The following is an 18,008-nucleotide window of genomic DNA, read 5'->3' as shown; positions in this document are numbered from 1 at the left end:
TGTCTTGTTAAATATTTTAATTCATCCTTGTTAAAATTTTAGCAAATAGTACAGTCGCTTATAGTGTTACCAAACGATTGATTTAATTTTTTAGTTGTTCTTAAAATTCCTTACTAAATCAATATTTATCACTCTATTTTTCTCACAAGTGGAATGCTTTTTCTATTCGCCGCGCACCGAAGAATTGGCCGCTCGAGACCAAAATCTTCTGCATGGTGATGTGTAGGATGCACAAATTCCTTGGACGTATTCGTAAAAACCCATAATCCAAACGACCGCACTTGAGGTACGCTTCAAATTCTGACCGCACATATTTGGGTAAACCTTTATCTTGATGCCCCATGAGGGTCAGAAACTGTGGGTAATGTTTTTCAATAATTTGAAAAGAAGTGTCTGCTCTGTTTTATGACGTTGATACTTTACCGTCCCTTCTCTTCTGGCATCGCTGATGCTTTATTGATTAATGTGATCAGTGGTGCTGTCAGTATTATCGCTTGTATCATAACGGTTTTATTGGTCGACAAAATCGGACGTAAGCCGCTGCTTCAATGGGGCTCTATAGGCATGGCAGTATCACTCGCTTTAATGGTGCTTGCATTCGTTAATGCCGATGTTGGCCCAACTGGTGATCTTAATGCCGGAGAGTGGGGGCCGTTGGCGTTGATTGCGGCCAATGCCTATGTCTTTACTTTCAATATGTCATGGGGCACATTGATGTAGGTTATGTTGGACGAAATTTTTCCAAATTAAATTCGTGGTTCGGGTCTGGCGGTTACTGGATTGTTTCAGTGGTCGGCTAACTTTGCGATTACTGTAAGCGTCCGGTGATCCACGCCTAGCAGTCATCCATTATTCATTCGAAAATACTTCCTCACTGTAATGGGAGGTATTATGAAGCATAAAACACTAGATGAATGGCAGAAATTGATAAGCCAACAACAAACGAGTGGGTTAGCCATTGTTGATTTCTGTAAAGAGCACAGAGTTAGCACATCAAGTTTTTATAAATTTCGTGGGCGATTACAACAGCAAGTTAACCCGCCTCGTTTTGTAAAAGCTAGCAAGTCTGCTATCGACGCGACTATTCAACCATCAGTATCTGTCAGATTGGGCGAGGTTTCGTTATCTTTTTCGACGTCTTGCGAGCCTGTTTGGTTGGCAAGTTTCGTTAAGGCACTGCAATCATGAGAATGTTCGTTGAGCCAGATGACATTTATTTGCACCTTGAGCATGTTGATTTTAGAAAGTCGATTAATGGCTTGCTGGCGATTATCGAAAGTGAATTAACATTAAACGCATTCTCCGGTGCATTATTTATCTTCTGTAACAAAAAACAAGACAAACTCAAACTCTTATACTGGGATAAAACCGGGTTTGCATTATGGTACAAACGGTTGGAGAAACAACGCTTCAAATGGCCTAAGTGTGGCCAACTCAAACACACTAATTTGAGTGAGCAGCAGTTAACATGGTTGCTCGGTGGCTATGATGTCGTTGGACATCGCAGCTTGGATTACACGGCCTCTGGGTTATAACGTACGATCATAAGTAGCATTTAACGATCACGTTTTAATCTAATTGAAAACAGTCACTTAGGGTTATAATAAGTGACATGAATAAAGCCCAACTACGCCAACAAATAGCCGAGCTTAGCAAGCAAGTTGAACGATTAGAAAGTCGCAATCAGTTTCTTGAAGAGCAGTTTCGTCTTGCCCAACAAAAACAATTTGGGGCGAGTAGCGAAGGTCACCCTGGTCAAGGTGAATTGTTTAATGAAGCAGAAGAGCTGGTTGCTGAAACACCTGTCGAAAAAGAAGACATCAGCTACACACGCAATAAACCTAAGCGTAAACCATTACCAAAAACATTACCTCGTGAAGTGGTTATCCATGATATTGCACAGGAAGATAAAGTCTGTGCTTGCTGTAACAATGAATTGCACAAGATAGGTGAAGACAAGACTGAAAAGCTTGAATTCATCCCTGCTCAAGTTAAAGTGATAGAGCATGTTCGTCCTAAGTATGCGTGTCGTGTATGTGAAAAGGACGGCATTAGCAATCACATCAAACAAGCACCGGTGCCACCTTCAGTTATCCCTAAAGGTTATGCGACACCAAGCTTACTTAGTCAGGTAATCACCAGTAAATATCAATTTGGGTTGCCACTGTATCGTCAAGAAGCGATGTTCAAACAATACGGTATTGAACTGAGCCGCAAAACTATGGCCGATTGGATGTTGAGGTGCGCTGACTTGCTCACACCGCTATATGACCATTTACACGAATTGATACTTAAGCAAGGCGTCATTGCCGCTGATGAAACCACCTTAAAAGTCGTCAGCGAAGATAAAGCGAAATGCTATATGTGGGTGTATACCTCAGGCGCCGACTCACCTGAAGGGAAATTACCCAATACTGACATCCCAAATATCGTGCTGTACGACTATCAATCGAGTCGCGCGGGTCAATGTGCCGTGGATTATTTACAGGGTTACAACGGGTATCTACAAGTGGATGGCTATGCGGGTTACCACAAAACCCAAGCGACACTCGCAGGCTGTTGGGCCCATGCGAGACGTAAATTCGTTGAAGCCAAAACCGCACAGGGCAAAAAATCTAGCGGCAGAGCCGATTGGGCACTTAACCATATTCAAAAGCTGTATCGTATTGAAACGCAAATAAAAGCGAGTGCACCTGATAACAGGCGGAAAGTAAGGCAGGAAAAGAGCACTATATTGCTCAAACAGTTCGAAGCGTGGCTGATAAAATCAGAGTCGCAGGTATTGGCAAAAAGCAAATTAGGCGAAGCCATCACCTACTGCTTAAATCAGTGGAGTAAACTCAACACTTACACCCAATATGGTCACCTGAACATCGATAATAACCGCGCTGAGCGCGCGATAAAACCCTTCGTCATAGGCAGAAAGAACTGGTTGTTTAGTCAAACGGCCAAAGGCGCTAAGGCCAGTGCCATACTGTACAGCATTATAGAAACTGCAAAGGCAAACGGACTAACGCCGTTCGACTATATGATGCATTTACTTGAACAAGTCTCGGTTCAAAACACCGATATCGAGCCACTGCTACCATGGCGATTTGCTAAAGACTAGGTGGGATTGCCGGACGCTTACCGATTACTATGACGTTCCCGATATTACTGGCGAAGGTTGGCTTAGGCGGTGCCTATGGTTTTTACGCATTAAGCGCCGCTATTTCAGCTATCTTTGTTTTGTTTATGTTTATGAAACCTAGGGTGTTGAGTTAGAACAGACGAAAGGTTAAAGAAAAAAGACTCAAGCTGTTTGTTAGCTTGAGCCTTTTGGTTTTTTAAATAAAATAGAGTCTGATTTTAAGCATTCAGTGTCAGCTCTTTTAGCCTACGATAATGATCTCAAGCGTTTAGTCTAGTTCCCACGTTTGTTTTTTTCTATAAATAGTGGAAGGGTTAATTTTGAGAAGCGCTGCAGCCTTTGTAATGTTATCACCACAAATAGCAATAGCATGTTCAATAACTTCTTGTTCAACCTGTGATAAAGGTCTTATGTCTGCATTATTATAAAGCGTGTTGTCTGAAATATTGAGGCTAGCACTTTCGAATGAAGTATTAGACAACCCATTTAATTCCGCGTCTAGCGGTGGCGGTAGATGGCTAATCTTAACGGTCTCATCTTCATTAAGCACAACAATATTACGGATGACATTTTGAAGTTGGCGGACATTTCCTGGCCAAGCATAATTCATCAATACAACTTTCACTTCATTTGAAAAGTGTTTAAAACTTTTATTCTCTTCATCGGCATAGGTCAAAAGAAAGTGTTTTGCGATAGCTAGAATGTCGTCGCTGTGTTCATTGAGCGCGGGAAGATGTATGGGCACAACATGCAAGCGATAATAAAGGTCTTCTCTAAAAGTCCCAGCGTCCACTGCCTTTTGCGGATCCTGGTTGGTTGCACAAATAAAACGGATATCAACAGCTTCTTCTTTATTGCCACCCACTTTTCGAAATTTACCTGTTTGTACAAAGCGCAGTAATTTAGTTTGTAAATCTAAATCCATTTCAGCAATTTCATCTAAAAACAAAGTGCCGCCGTCGGCTAGGCTCGCGGCACCTTTTCGGTCAGAAGTGGCACCGGTAAATGCCCCTTTAGCGTGCCCAAAAATTTCACTTTCCATTAGATGATGAGGGATTGCACCACAGTTTAAAGCAATAAAAGGTTCTTCAGAGCGAGAGCCATGTTTGTGAATGGCTTGTGCGCAGACGTCTTTTCCTGTGCCACTTTTTCCGGTTATAAATATAGAGGCTCTACTATGAGCAACAGCGTCAATAATACGGTAAACAGCTTGCATGGGGAGGCTAGCGCCAATAAACCCATAATAATGCTCTCTGTCAAATGTTTGATGATACTCTTCAACTATGTACTTTAATCGATTAGTTTCGAGAATATTAAGTACAGTTGTTTGTAAGCGGTGGGCATCAATCGGTTTGGTTAGAAAATCAATAGCCCCAATCTTCATCATATCAACCGCAATATTAATGGAGTTGCTTGCTGTTACAACGATAACTGACGTGGGGAATTCTTTGTCACAAATCCATTGCAGGATTTCACTGCCTTGCAGGTCGGGTAAATTTAGATCTAACAATACAAGGTTAGGAATATTATTTGCAATGAAGGTTTTTGCTTCTTCTCCAGAGTGGACACAGACTAAATTGATTTCTACATCTTTAAGATATTGTTGATAAAGAACTGCTAAAGGCTTTGAGTCCTCTACTAATAAAACGCTCAGTTTTGTTGTCATTTTAAGCTCTTTTCTAAGTTTTCAATCAAATCCTTTTATTACTCTTTTTTCTAACATTAAAAAAGAGGCTTCAGCTATTTCTAGCAGCGGGATTACAAGCAAAGATGCTTGTTCAATATTCATGTCATTACGCACACGTTCGAGCTTGAGGAGTTGTGTGTATAATTTGCGGTTACCATAGGTAATAGCGCTGCCGCTGAACGTATGTGCTTCAAATCCTAGTGCTTTGGCATCAGAGTGTTTAACGGCCTGTTGAATCTTGTCCAGTCTCACCTTGGCATCCGAAATATAGGAAAGTAGGAGCTGTGGCATAACTTCTGCTGAAGTGTCTTTTAGTAATTGTTGTAGTATTAGCTCGTCAACAAATTCATCTTGTGTTTCATTATCAGTTAGTTTGAGCTGAGAGTCACCCTCAATTTCTTTGTTTTTTGTTTTTTCAGGCGTTGTTAAGCGTGCAACACTGTCGAGTAGCGAAGCTCGCTGAATGGGCTTGGTTAAATAATTATCCATGCCGGTAGCTAGAAAACGCTCTCGGTCGCCTTCTAAGGCGTGCGCGGTAAGAGCAATGATTGGAATTTTATTTTTTTCGGGTAATTGCTTTATTCTACGTACACATTCTATACCATCCATTTTAGGCATCGAGATATCCATCAAAATCAGGTCGTAATCGTTGTTGGAGACCGACTCTAACGCTTCTAAACCATCGTTAGCAATATCAACCTTTTGATTGGCAAGCTCAAGTATCTTTTTGATGACGATTTGATTAGCCCAGTTATCCTCGGCGAGTAAAATACGAGTATTCTTTTTTGGAATTCTCATATTATTGTTTGATTCATTTCGGTATAAGCAGTCTTCTTTTATGCCTTCTTTTAAGCGAACCATAAAAGTGAAAGTACTGCCTTTTCCAATCTCACTATCAACATTGATAATGCCACCCATCAGTGAGCTTAGTCGTTGGCATATTGCCAAGCCGAGTCCTGTCCCCTTAAAAGAGCGTGAGTGAGTCTGGTCTACCATCGTAAATGGCTCAAAGAGTATTGATTGGTTTTCTCGAGAAATGCCGATGCCGGTATCTTGAATGACGCATTTAAAATCGAAAAACTCATTTTCTATGTGTATTCCACTTGCTTGTATTGTAATCGAGCCTTCTAGGGTAAATTTAATAGCGTTATGGATTAAATTGGTCAGTATTTGACGGAATCGATCAGGGTCTCCCATGACAAAATCTGGCAGTGCGGGGTCGATATTGAGTTTAATAGTAAGGCTTTTTTCACCGATAAGCGCTTGCAGTATTTCTAGAGTATCTCTGAGTAAATAATGAAGGTCGAAGCATATGTCATCTAACGTGACCTTACCGACCTCCATTTTGGAAAAGTCGAGAATATCATTAATGACAATGAGAAGTAGCTCACTCGAATTACGTCCGGTTTTAACCAGCTGCTTTTGCTCAGGAATCATAGGTGTGTGTGATAGTAGTTCTAAAACGCCTATGATTGCATTTAAAGGCGTACGCATTTCGTGACTCATAGTTGCAAGAAAACTTGATGTAGACTTGTTAGCTGATTCGGCAACTTGTTTTGCTTTTTCTAAAATCAACTCATATTTTTTTTGATCGGATATATCACGTATAAATGCTGAAAAAATAATATTACTGCTGGTATTTATTTCTGAAATAATAATTTCAATAGGAAAAGTATCACCATTCTTGCGTAATGCCGTGAGCTCCATTCGCTGGCCCAGAACCGAACCATCACCTGTAAGCATGCATTTCTGTATACCTTCTGTATGTGAGGTTCGCATTTCATGAGGAATAATAAAGTCTACTATAGGCCTACCTATGACTTCTTCAGGTGCCCAACCAAAAGTTTTATAAGCTAGCTTGTTATAATCAATAACGAAGCCATTAATATCAATTGTAATAATGCTATCGAGTGATGAAGAAAGGATGGCATTATTTTTTGCTTGGCTAGTATGGTAATCCTCGATAGTGTTTTTTAATTTGGCAGAATAGATGATTTGCTCTTGCATTAATTGGCTTAGAGCATTGGCGGCATTGGATAAAAGTAACATTTCTGGATTAGTGTTGTTTGACAAATTGATAAGCATTGGTCGATTATCATTGATTGATAATTGTGTAAGGTGTTCGGTGATTCGTTTGAGGGGTTTCACTGCTATCCGATGAATGAGTATTAAGGACAGCGCAGTAAAGGTCAGTAAAATAGTATGTAAAATTTGTTTTATTTGTTGGAAATTCTGATCGATTTCCTCTTCCATTTCTTGACTATCCCATAATATTTCGATTGAGCCCAATGATTCATCTTCGATAACAAAGGAATGCTTGAAGCTGTGAAGAAATTTTGAGGGTATATCGTGGACGCGTAAATGTTGAGTGAGTAATTCAGCGTGCTCATTTTTTATGGAAATTCCTTGCATGTTGCGGGAGTGTTGCAATGTCTTTTTAGCAAAGCTGGATAAGAAAAGAAGATCTTCGCTGATAACGGCATCTTCAGCTAATGCTGACAGTAAAGTATAAGAGTTTTCTACTTGATCGGATATGTGGCTTAGCTCTCTGTCAATGACTATTTGCCGTGTGAAATGGGTTGTGAGGAGGGAGGTGAGCACAAGTGTAGTTAATAGTGATGCAAAAATTTGCCACCATAACGGCCAATGTCTGAAATATTTTTTTTGTGAGAAACTCATAGTTTATTTTTTTATTCTTATGCTATTTAAGGATAACCAGTTACGGTAAATAAAACACTCAATCATTATAATGCCTAATCAAAACAGCGTTCAAACGTTATAAGATCGTATCTATGCTATGTGACTTCTGCTGCTCTTTTAAAATAGTTATTGGTTCTAACAATATCAGCGTGACATCATCTTTGGCTGTATAGGCGGTAAGTTGATCGAACCGCTCCATAACGATTGCAAGTGCAACATCAATAGGTTCTTTTAATGTCGATAAGAGAAGGTCGCATAACCCTTGCTCAAGTCTGTTTCGACTTTCCTGATCATTAGCCGACTCAAACAAACCATCGGTATAAAATGCTACTCGCTCACCTTGTTGTATCGTTATGTTGAGTTCTTGATAGCGTGTTTTGGATATTAGGCCAGGTAACATACCCCCGACGTCAAGACGCTTTAAGCCCGATTCGGTAATATGCAAAGGATTAGGGTGGCCACCACTGGCAAGTACTATACTGCCCGATTTTGAAATTTTTGCTACACAACAAGTTAACAGTGTTTTGGAGAGTAGCTTTCCCTGTAATGCATTTTCTGACAGCTCTTCAAGAAAATTTGCTGGTGTCAATTCCTGCTTAGTACCTTGTAAAAGACCGTGCAGATAACCCATATATGCATAAGAAAAAAACTTTGCACTGTCGTCATGGCCAATAATGTCAATTAGCATCAGGATTGTATTTTCATCACTGGTCTTGTGAAGCAATAAATCTCCACCTCCAACCCCGGCGTTTCTCGACGCAACGACTAATTTCCAATCTTCCGATAAATCAGATAACTCGGGTTTTAATATAGATGATATACCTTCGTCAATTCTATCAGTTACTTGCTGATGAACTTGTTGCGATCGTTTTATAACACGCTTAATACATTGAGTTAACTGAGTTTTATTAATCGGTTTTTTTAAATAATCATCAATCCCCACATCTGTAGCCTGTTTTAGCATGAGAGGGTTATGGTTTGAAGTTAAAAATATGAAAGGAATTAAAGAGTTTTTTCGTTGTTGAGATAATTTTTCTCTTAAAGCGAATCCATCCATAACTGGCATATTGATATCTGAAATTACTAAATGAATGTTATCATGTTTTAGTAGATTTAATGCTTCCAACCCATTAATTGCCATTTTAATATTAAAATCTTGAGACAAATATGACCGATATAGTCGGCCAAGGCTAGCATCATCTTCGACAATAAGGACGGTTGGCTTTGTTGCGCTGTTAGGTCTTGGCCAGCTTAATGTTAAAGTGTTCTTAATGTTATTTGATTCGTAACTTATATGCTGACACAAGGATTGCATCAATGGAATGCCTCTACCACCTTCATCTAATGTCATCGTATTAATATCTATTGATGATTTGATGCTTGGATCCCATGGGAAGCCATTATCGATGACCTCTAAAAACCAGCGTTGATTATCTTTGCTAAAGCGTATTGTTATTGCGTTTGTACTGTTATGTTGGACGAGGTTTGTTAATGATTCAGACGAGCAGATTGAAATGGTTTGTTGTAATTTATTACTATGGATGCAATAGCTGAGAACGGACTCAAGTAAAAAGCGTGACTCACTTACTTTTGCAAGTGTAGCGGGAATATCTGTTTCAAAAATTAGTCGATACATAATGAACTATATTTCTAAGTCTAGGAACCTATTATTACGGACCCAGACTTCTAAACGTTTCGCCTGCGACTTAAAACGTGGACTCAACCGTTTTATGGCACTAAGCAATTGATTTTTTAAGTTTGGATTATCTCGGTCATTAAATACAGTCCCAATGATGCGTGCAGATGTATTCTTGAGTTTATCTGTTGCACTGATAATCATTGACTCTGTTGTACTACCGGCAAGTACAACGATTAAGCATCCATCACAGGCTGCAGCAACACGTTCGGCCGGGATATTATTGGCATTAACTCTATTGATAGGCGAGGTGTCAATAATAATTCTATCAAAAGATTTTTGCCATTCTTGAATATATTGTTCAAATACACCGTGCTGTCGAATTTTCATGGCGGTAGCTCGCTCGGTAGGTGCCGTGATGCCAGTGACAACAATGGAAGTGTCTTCTAAACACACTAGATCAGGAGCATTGAATAGGCTTGGTTTTAATGTGTCGTCATCGAGCTTAAGCGCAGTCTTAATGCTAGGGCGATACATATTTAGATCAATCAGCAATGTTGAATAGCCGCCCAGCAGGCTATGTTGAGCTAGCGCCATGGCTATTGAAGTAACACCTTCGCCGGAATTTGAAGATGTGATTGCGATACTGCGAATATTTTGTTCTGACAGTAGAGAATGGATACGTTCAATCTCTACAATGGTTTTTTGAATATGCATTAGAGAACCAATAATACTGATGCTATTGTTAGCAGTTGAAAGACATCGCGAAGTCCTTCGCGGATTTTTGCTACTGTACTATCATCTTTATTGGGAATGAAAATAGTGTCTCCATCTTTTACCTCGGGTAGAAGATTTTCATCCCCCGTTTCAAAATAGAGCGCTAGATCTAATTTGCTAACCTTTTCATTACCGCCATTACGATGGGTGACACGTACGTTTTTAAGATCGGCTTTCATATTAGGGCCATCAGCTGCAGATAAAACATCTAGGAACCGCATTTTATCGGTAAACATATATCGACCGGGTGAACCAACTTGACCTAAAACATAAATTGATTTTTCAGATGATGAACTCACCCACTGCACGTTATCGTCATTATTACCGGTACTCGGAGATGCGGGCACAAAAATTTTATCAAGCGTGAGTAGCGGCGGCAGTATAGACATTTTGCCACTGTCTAGATAATGTTTGTAATTAAATAGAGTAAGATTTTCATTACGTTCGAGTTGCATTTTATTTAACTGTGCATCTTTACGGAGGCCTCCAGCCGCCTGTAAAGCCATCTGAACAGACGCATTAGAGGGGAGGATATATTCTCCAGGTTCTTTCACGTAACCCTGTACAGAAACAAGTAATTGCTTTTTAGAGATATAAACATTTATGTCCGTTAAGTCACGATAAGCAATCCTGAGTTTTTCAGTAATATGAGTTGCCAATTGATCTTCCGTTAAACCGGCTACATAAACTTCACCGACTTCCGGTAGTGTTATTTGACCCAAGCGATTGACTGAGAAGGGCTCTATAAGTGAATCCTCCCCAGGCAGCGATACCTGAATTAAATCACCTGACTCAACTTGCTCGTCAGCTGAAAAACTATTGCTTGATATGCAAAGTAATATTAATAAAATAAGGCACTTAAAGTTTCTTAATAACATGATGTTAATTTCCTGTATATGTCACGGGCGTGTCTTGCTCAAAAGATTCGAAGGTAAACCTACGTTGAATGTGTTTATTAGCTATTACATACTGTTCAGCGATAGAACTACCGGTAGACATAGCCTTGATATCAAAAAGGTGAGGGCGGATACCAATGGCTTGAGAATAACATTTTATCATTTTAGTGTGAGTCAACTATCCTAATTTTTGCTGTCGAATGTTTAATTAAATTTAACGGAAATAACATTATCTACTCGGAGCAAATTGATAAGATCTTTAGGCTGACCGTTAGCGTTAATGATTTCTAACGAGCCGCCTGATGATTTGAGGCGTTTAAATAGAAATACGATAATACCGATACCTGATGAATCAAGAAAGGTGACGTTACCAATATCAAGTGAGATATGTTGTTCCGTTTCTGGTGTCAGTAGGTTTTCGAGATCATCGGCAATTTGGCTAGCACTACAACCACTAGCATCCATCTCACCAGTAATCATAATATAGAAGCCACTATTTTTATTATCGATATATTCAACATTCATCACGTTCATGATATTTACCGCATTGTTTTGAAAAAATGATATTGATCAGGATATGCATGGAGTGTGCCAAATATTTTTATTAACATAATCTCATATGGATCAATAAGCTATAGATATATTGAGTAAATTTTAATTATATTTAGGTGAGTCTTTTGGCATTTTGCAAGCTGCCTTGCAAAATGCAAGGCAGCTGGTATGGATAAAAGTAGCAATGCGCCTTTAGCAAGTTCTATTCATTAAATTAGATAACCTGATTCCTGTTTAAGAAATTGGACTAAATGCCTGTTCCAAGAGCCGATCTTTCGATTTAAAGAGATGAATCTATAGAGGAACAGGCATGAGTAAATTAGTTGAGTTGTTTTGTGATTTCGATGATTTTGCAAAGTATTCATCCTTCAATGGCGTAAAAAACTGCTCGAAGACGGGATGCGAAAACGTCAAAGAGAAGGACAAATGACAACCAGTGAAATTATGACAATTGTCGTCAGTTTTCATATGTCACATTACCGTAATTTCAAAAACTACTATCTTGGGTATGTATCTCTTGTCTAGCAAAATGCGTTTCTAATTATATTGAGTTACTCGCGATTTCTAGCGGCCATGCCTAGGGTTATCGTGCCCATGTGTGCCTACCTCACATCGCTTAAAGGAATGCCCACAGGACTTGAATTCATTGACTCTACAAGCATCAAGGTATGTCATAACATCCGAATACTTAGTCATCAATCATCACGGTGAAATTGTTACTGCGAAAGTCACGACCGGCAATGTACATGACACCCAACCCGTGCGTGAATTAGCAGGAAGTTTGACTGATAAATTGTATGGAGACAGAGGCTATTTGAGTAAAGCTTTGGAAGCGGATTTATTAGACAAAGGTGTAAGTCTCGTCACAACCGTTCGCAAAAATATAAAAGCAAAAGCTATATCGTTTTGGGATAGGACCATGCTTTCAAGGCGCTATATAATTGAAACAATAAACGACCCACTTAAGAATATTTCTTATATCGAACACTCAAGGCATCGGAGTATGAAAGGCTTTATGCTAAATTTACTCGCGGGATTGGTCGCTTACTGTTTAAAGGAAAATAAACCAAGCCTTAATTTAACTAATGTAGAGTTGAACTCTAAGGTTATCGCTTAAGCAGATCTCAGGTTAGATATTCAATCTACTGCCCTTTACATTTGAAAATAACTGCAATGGTGGCCAGAATTATGTATAGATCCATTTTTAACCAAGTGGAAGGCTTCGATAGCGCCAGTGCATAAGAATGGTCATAACCGACCTTGTTACGAACATCTTCTATGCTGCTGTCATAGCCCTGTTTAACTTGTGCGAACCCTGTAATACCTGGAGAAACACCGAAGGTGCGCTCTGTGAAAAATGGAATATCACTTTCATAGCTTTTATAGAAAGCAGGTCGCTCAGGTCTCGGACCAATTAATGACATCTCTCCCTTTAAGACATTGATCAATTGTGGTAATTCGTCAAGGCGCGTTTTACGTAAACATCGACCGACACTGGTTATACGCGGATCATTATCTTTTGCTAATACAGCCCCTGTTTTAGCTTCAGCATCATTATTCATGGTGCGAAATTTTATCATTTTAAATAGTCGGGTATAGTTGGGACATGTTCGACCGACACGTAGCTGTTGATAGAAAACCGGCCCAGTAGAATTCAATTTTATAGCGATCGAAATAAAAGGGAATACCAGTGCGCCAGACAATAATAGGATGGTTGCAAAGACTATATCAAATAGACGTTTTGCGCGGCTGGTGAAAGGGTCGATTTCGAAACTATTTTTCATGGTTACTTTCTTTTAATGAGGTAATTGACTTAACAGGTTGCCAAGGCTTTTTACTACTATTTAATAAATAAGTTAGAGCGCCAATTATCCCGGCTACATGACCGCTGACTAGGTAGATTAAAACATTCAGTAATTTGTTATCGAATTTTAAAACGAGTTGTATCAAAGCAAGCAAGTAGAGCGAGCCTTGGGCGACAGCTAATAATAAAAATACCAAGGAGTAGGTTGCAAGCGAGATCGAGCCGATTAAAGCGATTAACATTAAAAATGGCATTGCCACGCGAAGGGCTTTACCGGATGCAAAGGTAAATGCAATACCTTTAAAGTGCGGGTGAAGCATTCTTTTTAAGCGTAATACTTGTTGCATATTACCCGCTGCAATACGGACTCTGCGTTGCCAGTCCATTGAGTTGTTTGCCTGTTCAAGCTCTAGCGAGACAATGCGGTTGTCTTGTTTAGCTATATATCCGTTAGCTACAATTTGCATAGGTAAAATAAAATCATCGTTAATCGTATCACCGGCAAGCGGCTGAAATAACTTGCGTCTAAAGAGATAGAACGCCCCATGGGCGCCTAGCGTTGAACCAAATGATGATTCCGCTATTTTAATCTTACTTTGATATTGCCAATAGCTTGCTTCACCTTCTGAGCCGGGTTCGAGTAAGCAGTAATGACTATTCAATACGCCAAGTCGTTGGTTGGTGAACTGGGCAGCAGCAATCAGTAATGCATCAAGTGAAATAAGTGCAGAGACATCGCTAAGTGCAACCAGCTCTGTATCAACCGTATTGATTACATCATTCAATACGGCTACTTTTCCGCGATTTTTTTTGAATTCACGGATCTCTAGATTCAAGCCTAAACATGATTTTTCTTGAGTCATCTGCTGCGCTAACACGAGTGTGTTATCTTTGCAGCCGTCTACAGCCACAATAACGTTGAGCTTTTCTGACGGGTAATCTAAAGCGGCACAATTAAGTAGCTTATCTGTAATCCATTGTTGTTCGTTATAGGCGGGAATAATTAAGGTAATGGTCGGTAATGCCTGGTCTGATAATCGACTAGTGTATTGCCTAGGTTCTATAGGGGTGACATTGTCGGGCTGAGCGGGCTGAGCCCACTTTAAAAACAAAGGGTAGCCTATGTGATGATAAATAATTAACACAACACAGATAATGATTATGCCGCTAAGGAGAAGGTTAATCATACTTGATTACCAACGGGTCTAAGAGCGGCATAACGTTCCGCCATTAATCGAACATCCCCATGCTTCAGAATGAAATCTCTTGGGCTAGTGGAGTAATGCTTATTCAGCATGGTGAATAAGGACTTGGCCATTAACGTCGCATTATTAGAGGGCACGTATTCACTGCATTCAACGCATAAAGTTTCTCGTGCGCCACCGACGTCGCTCACTAAACTGGGGATACCACAGGATTGTGCTTCTAAAGGCGAGAGCGGAAAGCCTTCATTTAACGAGGGAAGACAAAATAGATCTAACGATTGATAAAAAGTCGGCATATTGTCAATGCGGCCAAGAAAATGGACACGTTCATTTAACTTAAGCTGAGACACTTGTTGATGTAAGTTAGCTTCCATGGTGCCAGAACCTGCAAGGACTAAATGGACCTCACTTGAAAGCTCATGCAATGCATCAATCAGTATGTGTTGACCCTTTACATGCTCTAAGCGTCCGCTACAGCCAATTAATTTTATCTGTGTTGGTAGCTGCAGTTCTTGGCGTGCCTTAATTTTATTACCGAGTATAAACTTACTAGTATCAATGCCATTAGGTATGATTTTTATGGCATCAATGTTCAGCTTTCGTCGAATAGTTTCGGCGACAGTTTGAGCATCGGCTACCAATATCGGTTGTATCAACCGTAATAAGGTTTTTTGTACAGAGCAGCGACGCGAGTCATTTAAATGCCAAGCATCATGTTCGGTATGAATAAGGCAGTTTGTTGTTGCCAGTTTTGCTGCTAAACCACCGTAGAGTAATGGACCAATATGGTGGGTATGCACAACATTTGCTTTTAACTTATTTAATAAACGCGCCAACTTGACAATTAATAACGGTGTTATACCAGGCTGTTTATTAAAAAATATAATATTTTCAGCATACGGTTTTAAGCGTGGCCATTGCTCTATAGCATGCACTTTTTTGCCTTCTAAGCTAATAATATAAGTACGCTCATTTACGCCGCCGAAATCAATCAAATCTAAGGCCATGGTTTCAATTCCACCTGGCTTTAAGTGTTGAACGACATGAACGACTGTTGTCACAATGCAGGATTCTTAGGTATCAATACACCAGGGATGCGGCTGATGACTTGTACGTTGGTTAATGACTGTAGCTGATCGCATCGACGTAAGCGTGTATCGGTAACCTCAAGCAAGATGGCAAAACCGCTGCCCAAAAATACTCCACCTATTAATCCAGCAATAATAAAAAAGAAAAGAGGCAGGTTAGATGAATAAACAGGGGTATAAGGTATATCAACAATTTGGACGCGTTTTTCTTGTTGGAACATGCTTAAAGAGCCTGTAACGCGTGCCATTTCATGACGCTGTAACAGTTCTTTATAGAGTGCACGGTTCACGTCCAGATCACGCTCTAATTTATTAAATTTACGTTCGTGGTCACCAAAATCTTGAGTTTGCTGTTTTAATTTATCGATCATGCCCTGAAGGCTAACAATCTCGGCTTTAAGTGATTCATCTTTGCTTTGTGCCAGTTGTAAATTGGTGAGTTGTGAGATGAGTAATGTTTGATTTTCATTATCTTGGTTCACTGACGCGTTTGTAGCTATATCCCATAATTGATCAGTATTGATGAGACCTTTTGTGCTATCCAAAGTCTGTTGACGTTCGCTCTCTACACGACGGAGATCTCTCATAGCGCCTTGTATTTTGCTATGTGAATCAGTGTAGCGAGTTTTCCATAATGCTAAATCACTACGGATTTTGATAATTTTATCTTCAATGTTTCCAACAATAGGATTGGTTTTAGAGAGTTGGTTAGCCAAAGTGCTAAGGATTTTTGTGGCACCTGCTAATTCAGCTTGTCTTTCAGAAAGTCTCTGTTCTAATTGGGCGCGTCTAGCTATATTGGCGATATGCGCTTCAGGTAAGTCGTCACTGTTGTTATCTTTAAATTCGGCAAGTGCGAACTCGGATTTATCAAGCGCTAGGCGGCGAGTCTCTAACTGTTCAGAAAGGAATAAGCTTGAGCTTTTCATTGATGAGCGTTCAGGTGCTAGTAGCTGTTCAATAAAATGACGACTCACAGTATCTAACGTTTCTTTCATGCCATCAGGTTGTTGAGATTTCAACTCAATACGAATCAAGTCCTTGCCTGCTAACTCTATGGAAAGGTCTTTTGATAATTCGACAATAGCTTTGTCGTATTCCTTTGTTGGTGCGTCAGCAGCAATATAGCCACGCTCTTCAGCAACTGCCCCTAGAATACGTCGACTATGTAATAGTGTTTGTAAGCCATTCATTCGCTCTTTCAGCTTAGATGACACGGCTAAGTCTTCTAAAAAAGGATTCATATTGGCGGTTTCTTGAATCAACATACTGGTATGAGATGAGTAATGCCTGGGGCTTAGAGTGCCCACCGCAAGACCCAATAGAGGCAAAATCAGTATAGGTAATGCAATCACATAACGGTGACGCCAGGCGCCTGTTAAAATGTTAAATACTATGTGGGTAATTGGGTTCATAAAAGATCTATCCATTTTGATACTTGATCCGCTTGCGACGACCATGTTTGGTCGCTAACGGCTAGTTGTTGATGAGGGTTGATGTCTTTAGGTATTGAATTGGTTAACGCTAGCACCAATTCTTCTGCAGTTTTGACTGCAGTAACAAATTCTAAATAGGGTGATATTGCTGGAAAATCTGTACTGATAACCGGGCGCCCTGAAGCAAGGTACTCACGAAGCTTTAATGGGTTACAGTGTTCAATTTGCTGATTTTTTATAAAAGGCAATAAACAGGCTGTCCAATGCTGAACATAACTGGGAAGCAGGTGGTGAGGTTTTGGCCCTAAAAAAGTGACGTTGTCGAATCCTTCAAGCTCAGTTATATCAATGACTGCAGCGCCAATAAAGACAAAATGCCAATGGGGGAGCCTAGCAATTGCTTGAGTTAATAGCGCTAGGTCTAACCATTTTGATATGCTGCCATAAAAGCCGGCAATAGGCCGCCCATCATCAACTAAGTCTTTAGCTCGCTCGGTAGGTGTAGAAAATAAGGGGTAGTCAACGCCATGAGGGAGTATTTTGGTTTTTTCAGCTGGAAAGTGAGCCGCTAAGGTTTCGCTAGCGGCAATAATTAAATCAGCTTTTTCTACAAGTTTTTTTTCATGTTGACGGACGCTTTTATAGTCAACGCCAGCAAGACTTGAAAAATCATCGCCGCAATAATAAATCAGTGCCGAATGCTCAATATTGTCAGCCACATCAATGGCTGTGGGTAATGACATCCATAAAATAGGTGCGTGCAGTTTAGCTTTTTTTATTACCGGTTTAACTTGCGCAGTTATAAGCTCACGTGCAATTTTACGTTCTAGTTTGTAATGCGGTGCTGGAATAGTTTTTGGATTTACTATATGGAAATTATCATTAGGTAAGCCGGATTGATGAGAAATACTATGCGTATCAGAATTTATTTTATGCCATATACGCTTGATGTCATGCAGAGATACTCGAGGTCGACGCAGGCCAATTGAGTTTACCCAAACCGTTTTATTTGCGCTTGATAAATGAAGAATAAGGTGTTGTGTGCTACTGGGTAAAGCGCCCCAGTCTTCGCCGAACACTAAAAGGTCGCGAGTCAT

Annotated in this window: 14 protein-coding genes and 2 pseudogenes; 5 read left to right on the top strand and 11 right to left on the bottom strand. The window is 40.0% G+C overall.

The window, feature by feature from the left end:
• Positions 1–444 precede the first annotated feature (444 nt).
• The 4 genes and pseudogenes from Q0Y52_RS03000 to Q0Y52_RS02985 all read left to right on the top strand — a co-directional run.
• Positions 445–816: pseudogene (locus Q0Y52_RS03000) on the top strand (MFS transporter); the annotation flags it as partial.
• 75 nt (positions 817–891) lie between these two features.
• Positions 892–1,188, top strand: a complete 297-nt coding sequence (locus tag Q0Y52_RS02995; RefSeq protein ID WP_297816924.1) for a hypothetical protein — start codon at positions 892–894, stop codon at positions 1,186–1,188.
• Entirely contained in the window at positions 1,185–1,535 is a 351-nt protein-coding gene (gene tnpB / locus Q0Y52_RS02990) for an IS66 family insertion sequence element accessory protein TnpB (protein ID WP_297816922.1), read from the top strand. The genes Q0Y52_RS02995 and tnpB overlap by 4 nt, the downstream gene beginning before the upstream one ends.
• 77 nt (positions 1,536–1,612) lie before the next feature.
• Positions 1,613–3,109, top strand: a complete 1,497-nt coding sequence (locus tag Q0Y52_RS02985) for an IS66 family transposase (protein WP_297816919.1) — start codon at positions 1,613–1,615, stop codon at positions 3,107–3,109.
• A 289-nt stretch (positions 3,110–3,398) separates the two neighbouring features.
• On the opposite strand, the gene Q0Y52_RS02980 is transcribed toward Q0Y52_RS02985, so the two are convergent.
• From Q0Y52_RS02980 to Q0Y52_RS02955, 6 genes are all read right to left on the bottom strand, one after another.
• Positions 3,399–4,796 carry a sigma-54 dependent transcriptional regulator gene (locus Q0Y52_RS02980; RefSeq protein ID WP_297817778.1) on the bottom strand — a complete coding sequence of 466 codons (1,398 nt, stop codon included), beginning with the start codon at positions 4,794–4,796 and terminating at the stop codon, positions 3,399–3,401.
• A 21-nt stretch (positions 4,797–4,817) separates the two neighbouring features.
• On the bottom strand, positions 4,818–7,496 hold the full coding sequence (locus Q0Y52_RS02975) for a response regulator (RefSeq protein WP_297817775.1): 2,679 nt from the start codon (positions 7,494–7,496) through the stop codon (positions 4,818–4,820).
• A 97-nt stretch (positions 7,497–7,593) separates the two neighbouring features.
• Positions 7,594–9,153 carry a SpoIIE family protein phosphatase gene (locus tag Q0Y52_RS02970; protein ID WP_297817772.1) on the bottom strand — a complete coding sequence of 520 codons (1,560 nt, stop codon included), beginning with the start codon at positions 9,151–9,153 and terminating at the stop codon, positions 7,594–7,596.
• A 6-nt stretch (positions 9,154–9,159) separates the two neighbouring features.
• Positions 9,160–9,870: a CpsD/CapB family tyrosine-protein kinase gene (locus Q0Y52_RS02965; protein ID WP_297817769.1), complete on the bottom strand. Its 711-nt coding sequence runs from the start codon at positions 9,868–9,870 to the stop codon at positions 9,160–9,162.
• The gene (locus tag Q0Y52_RS02960; RefSeq protein ID WP_297817766.1) at positions 9,870–10,808 is read right to left on the bottom strand and encodes an SLBB domain-containing protein; all 939 of its coding nucleotides are present in this window, start codon (positions 10,806–10,808) and stop codon (positions 9,870–9,872) included. Before Q0Y52_RS02960 ends, Q0Y52_RS02965 begins: the two co-directional genes overlap by 1 nt.
• Positions 10,809–11,030: 222 nt before the next feature.
• The gene (locus Q0Y52_RS02955) at positions 11,031–11,360 is read right to left on the bottom strand and encodes an STAS domain-containing protein (RefSeq protein WP_297817763.1); all 330 of its coding nucleotides are present in this window, start codon (positions 11,358–11,360) and stop codon (positions 11,031–11,033) included.
• A gap of 328 nt (positions 11,361–11,688) precedes the next feature.
• On the opposite strand from Q0Y52_RS02955, the pseudogene Q0Y52_RS02950 reads away from it, so the two are divergent.
• A pseudogene (locus tag Q0Y52_RS02950) lies at positions 11,689–12,495 on the top strand (IS982 family transposase).
• Between the two features lie 25 nt (positions 12,496–12,520).
• Here Q0Y52_RS02950 and Q0Y52_RS02945 read toward each other — a convergent pair.
• Genes Q0Y52_RS02945 through Q0Y52_RS02925 form a run of 5 tightly spaced genes read right to left on the bottom strand, consistent with a single transcriptional unit; the run spans position 12,521 to position 18,008 of the window.
• Entirely contained in the window at positions 12,521–13,162 is a 642-nt protein-coding gene (locus tag Q0Y52_RS02945; RefSeq protein ID WP_297817760.1) for a sugar transferase, read from the bottom strand.
• A complete protein-coding gene (locus Q0Y52_RS02940; protein WP_297817757.1) occupies positions 13,152–14,369 on the bottom strand; it encodes a glycosyltransferase family 2 protein in 1,218 nt (405 codons plus the stop codon). The genes Q0Y52_RS02945 and Q0Y52_RS02940 overlap by 11 nt, the downstream gene beginning before the upstream one ends.
• A complete protein-coding gene (locus Q0Y52_RS02935) occupies positions 14,366–15,448 on the bottom strand; it encodes a glycosyltransferase (RefSeq protein WP_297817754.1) in 1,083 nt (360 codons plus the stop codon). The genes Q0Y52_RS02940 and Q0Y52_RS02935 overlap by 4 nt, the downstream gene beginning before the upstream one ends.
• A complete protein-coding gene (locus Q0Y52_RS02930; protein WP_297817753.1) occupies positions 15,445–16,890 on the bottom strand; it encodes a chain-length determining protein in 1,446 nt (481 codons plus the stop codon). Before Q0Y52_RS02930 ends, Q0Y52_RS02935 begins: the two co-directional genes overlap by 4 nt.
• Positions 16,887–18,008, bottom strand: coding sequence for a glycosyltransferase (locus tag Q0Y52_RS02925; RefSeq protein ID WP_297817750.1), 1,122 nt, complete (start codon positions 18,006–18,008; stop codon positions 16,887–16,889). Before Q0Y52_RS02925 ends, Q0Y52_RS02930 begins: the two co-directional genes overlap by 4 nt.

It is taken from the genome of uncultured Paraglaciecola sp. (genome assembly GCF_943787955.1).
In the GTDB taxonomy this organism is placed as follows: domain Bacteria; phylum Pseudomonadota; class Gammaproteobacteria; order Enterobacterales; family Alteromonadaceae; genus Paraglaciecola.
The sequence above is the reverse complement of the archived record's forward strand: the minus strand, read 5'-3'. Positions and strand labels throughout refer to the sequence as shown.

Excerpts from the sequence above, each read along its gene's own strand:
- tnpB (WP_297816922.1), top strand. The coding sequence starts at position 1,185 with ATGAGAATGTTCGTTGAGCCAGATGACATTTATTTGCACCTTGAGCAT.
- Q0Y52_RS02985 (WP_297816919.1), top strand. The coding sequence starts at position 1,613 with ATGAATAAAGCCCAACTACGCCAACAAATAGCCGAGCTTAGCAAGCAA.
- Q0Y52_RS02940 (WP_297817757.1), bottom strand. The coding sequence starts at position 14,369 with ATGATTAACCTTCTCCTTAGCGGCATAATCATTATCTGTGTTGTGTTA.
- Q0Y52_RS02975 (WP_297817775.1), bottom strand. The coding sequence starts at position 7,496 with ATGAGTTTCTCACAAAAAAAATATTTCAGACATTGGCCGTTATGGTGG.
- Q0Y52_RS02965 (WP_297817769.1), bottom strand. The coding sequence starts at position 9,870 with ATGCATATTCAAAAAACCATTGTAGAGATTGAACGTATCCATTCTCTA.
- Q0Y52_RS02995 (WP_297816924.1), top strand. The coding sequence starts at position 892 with ATGAAGCATAAAACACTAGATGAATGGCAGAAATTGATAAGCCAACAA.
- Q0Y52_RS02960 (WP_297817766.1), bottom strand. The coding sequence starts at position 10,808 with ATGTTATTAAGAAACTTTAAGTGCCTTATTTTATTAATATTACTTTGC.
- Q0Y52_RS02955 (WP_297817763.1), bottom strand. The coding sequence starts at position 11,360 with ATGAACGTGATGAATGTTGAATATATCGATAATAAAAATAGTGGCTTC.
- Q0Y52_RS02980 (WP_297817778.1), bottom strand. The coding sequence starts at position 4,796 with ATGACAACAAAACTGAGCGTTTTATTAGTAGAGGACTCAAAGCCTTTA.
- Q0Y52_RS02970 (WP_297817772.1), bottom strand. The coding sequence starts at position 9,153 with ATGTATCGACTAATTTTTGAAACAGATATTCCCGCTACACTTGCAAAA.
- Q0Y52_RS02925 (WP_297817750.1), bottom strand. The coding sequence starts at position 18,008 with ATGACTCGCGACCTTTTAGTGTTCGGCGAAGACTGGGGCGCTTTACCC.
- Q0Y52_RS02930 (WP_297817753.1), bottom strand. The coding sequence starts at position 16,890 with ATGAACCCAATTACCCACATAGTATTTAACATTTTAACAGGCGCCTGG.
- Q0Y52_RS02945 (WP_297817760.1), bottom strand. The coding sequence starts at position 13,162 with ATGAAAAATAGTTTCGAAATCGACCCTTTCACCAGCCGCGCAAAACGT.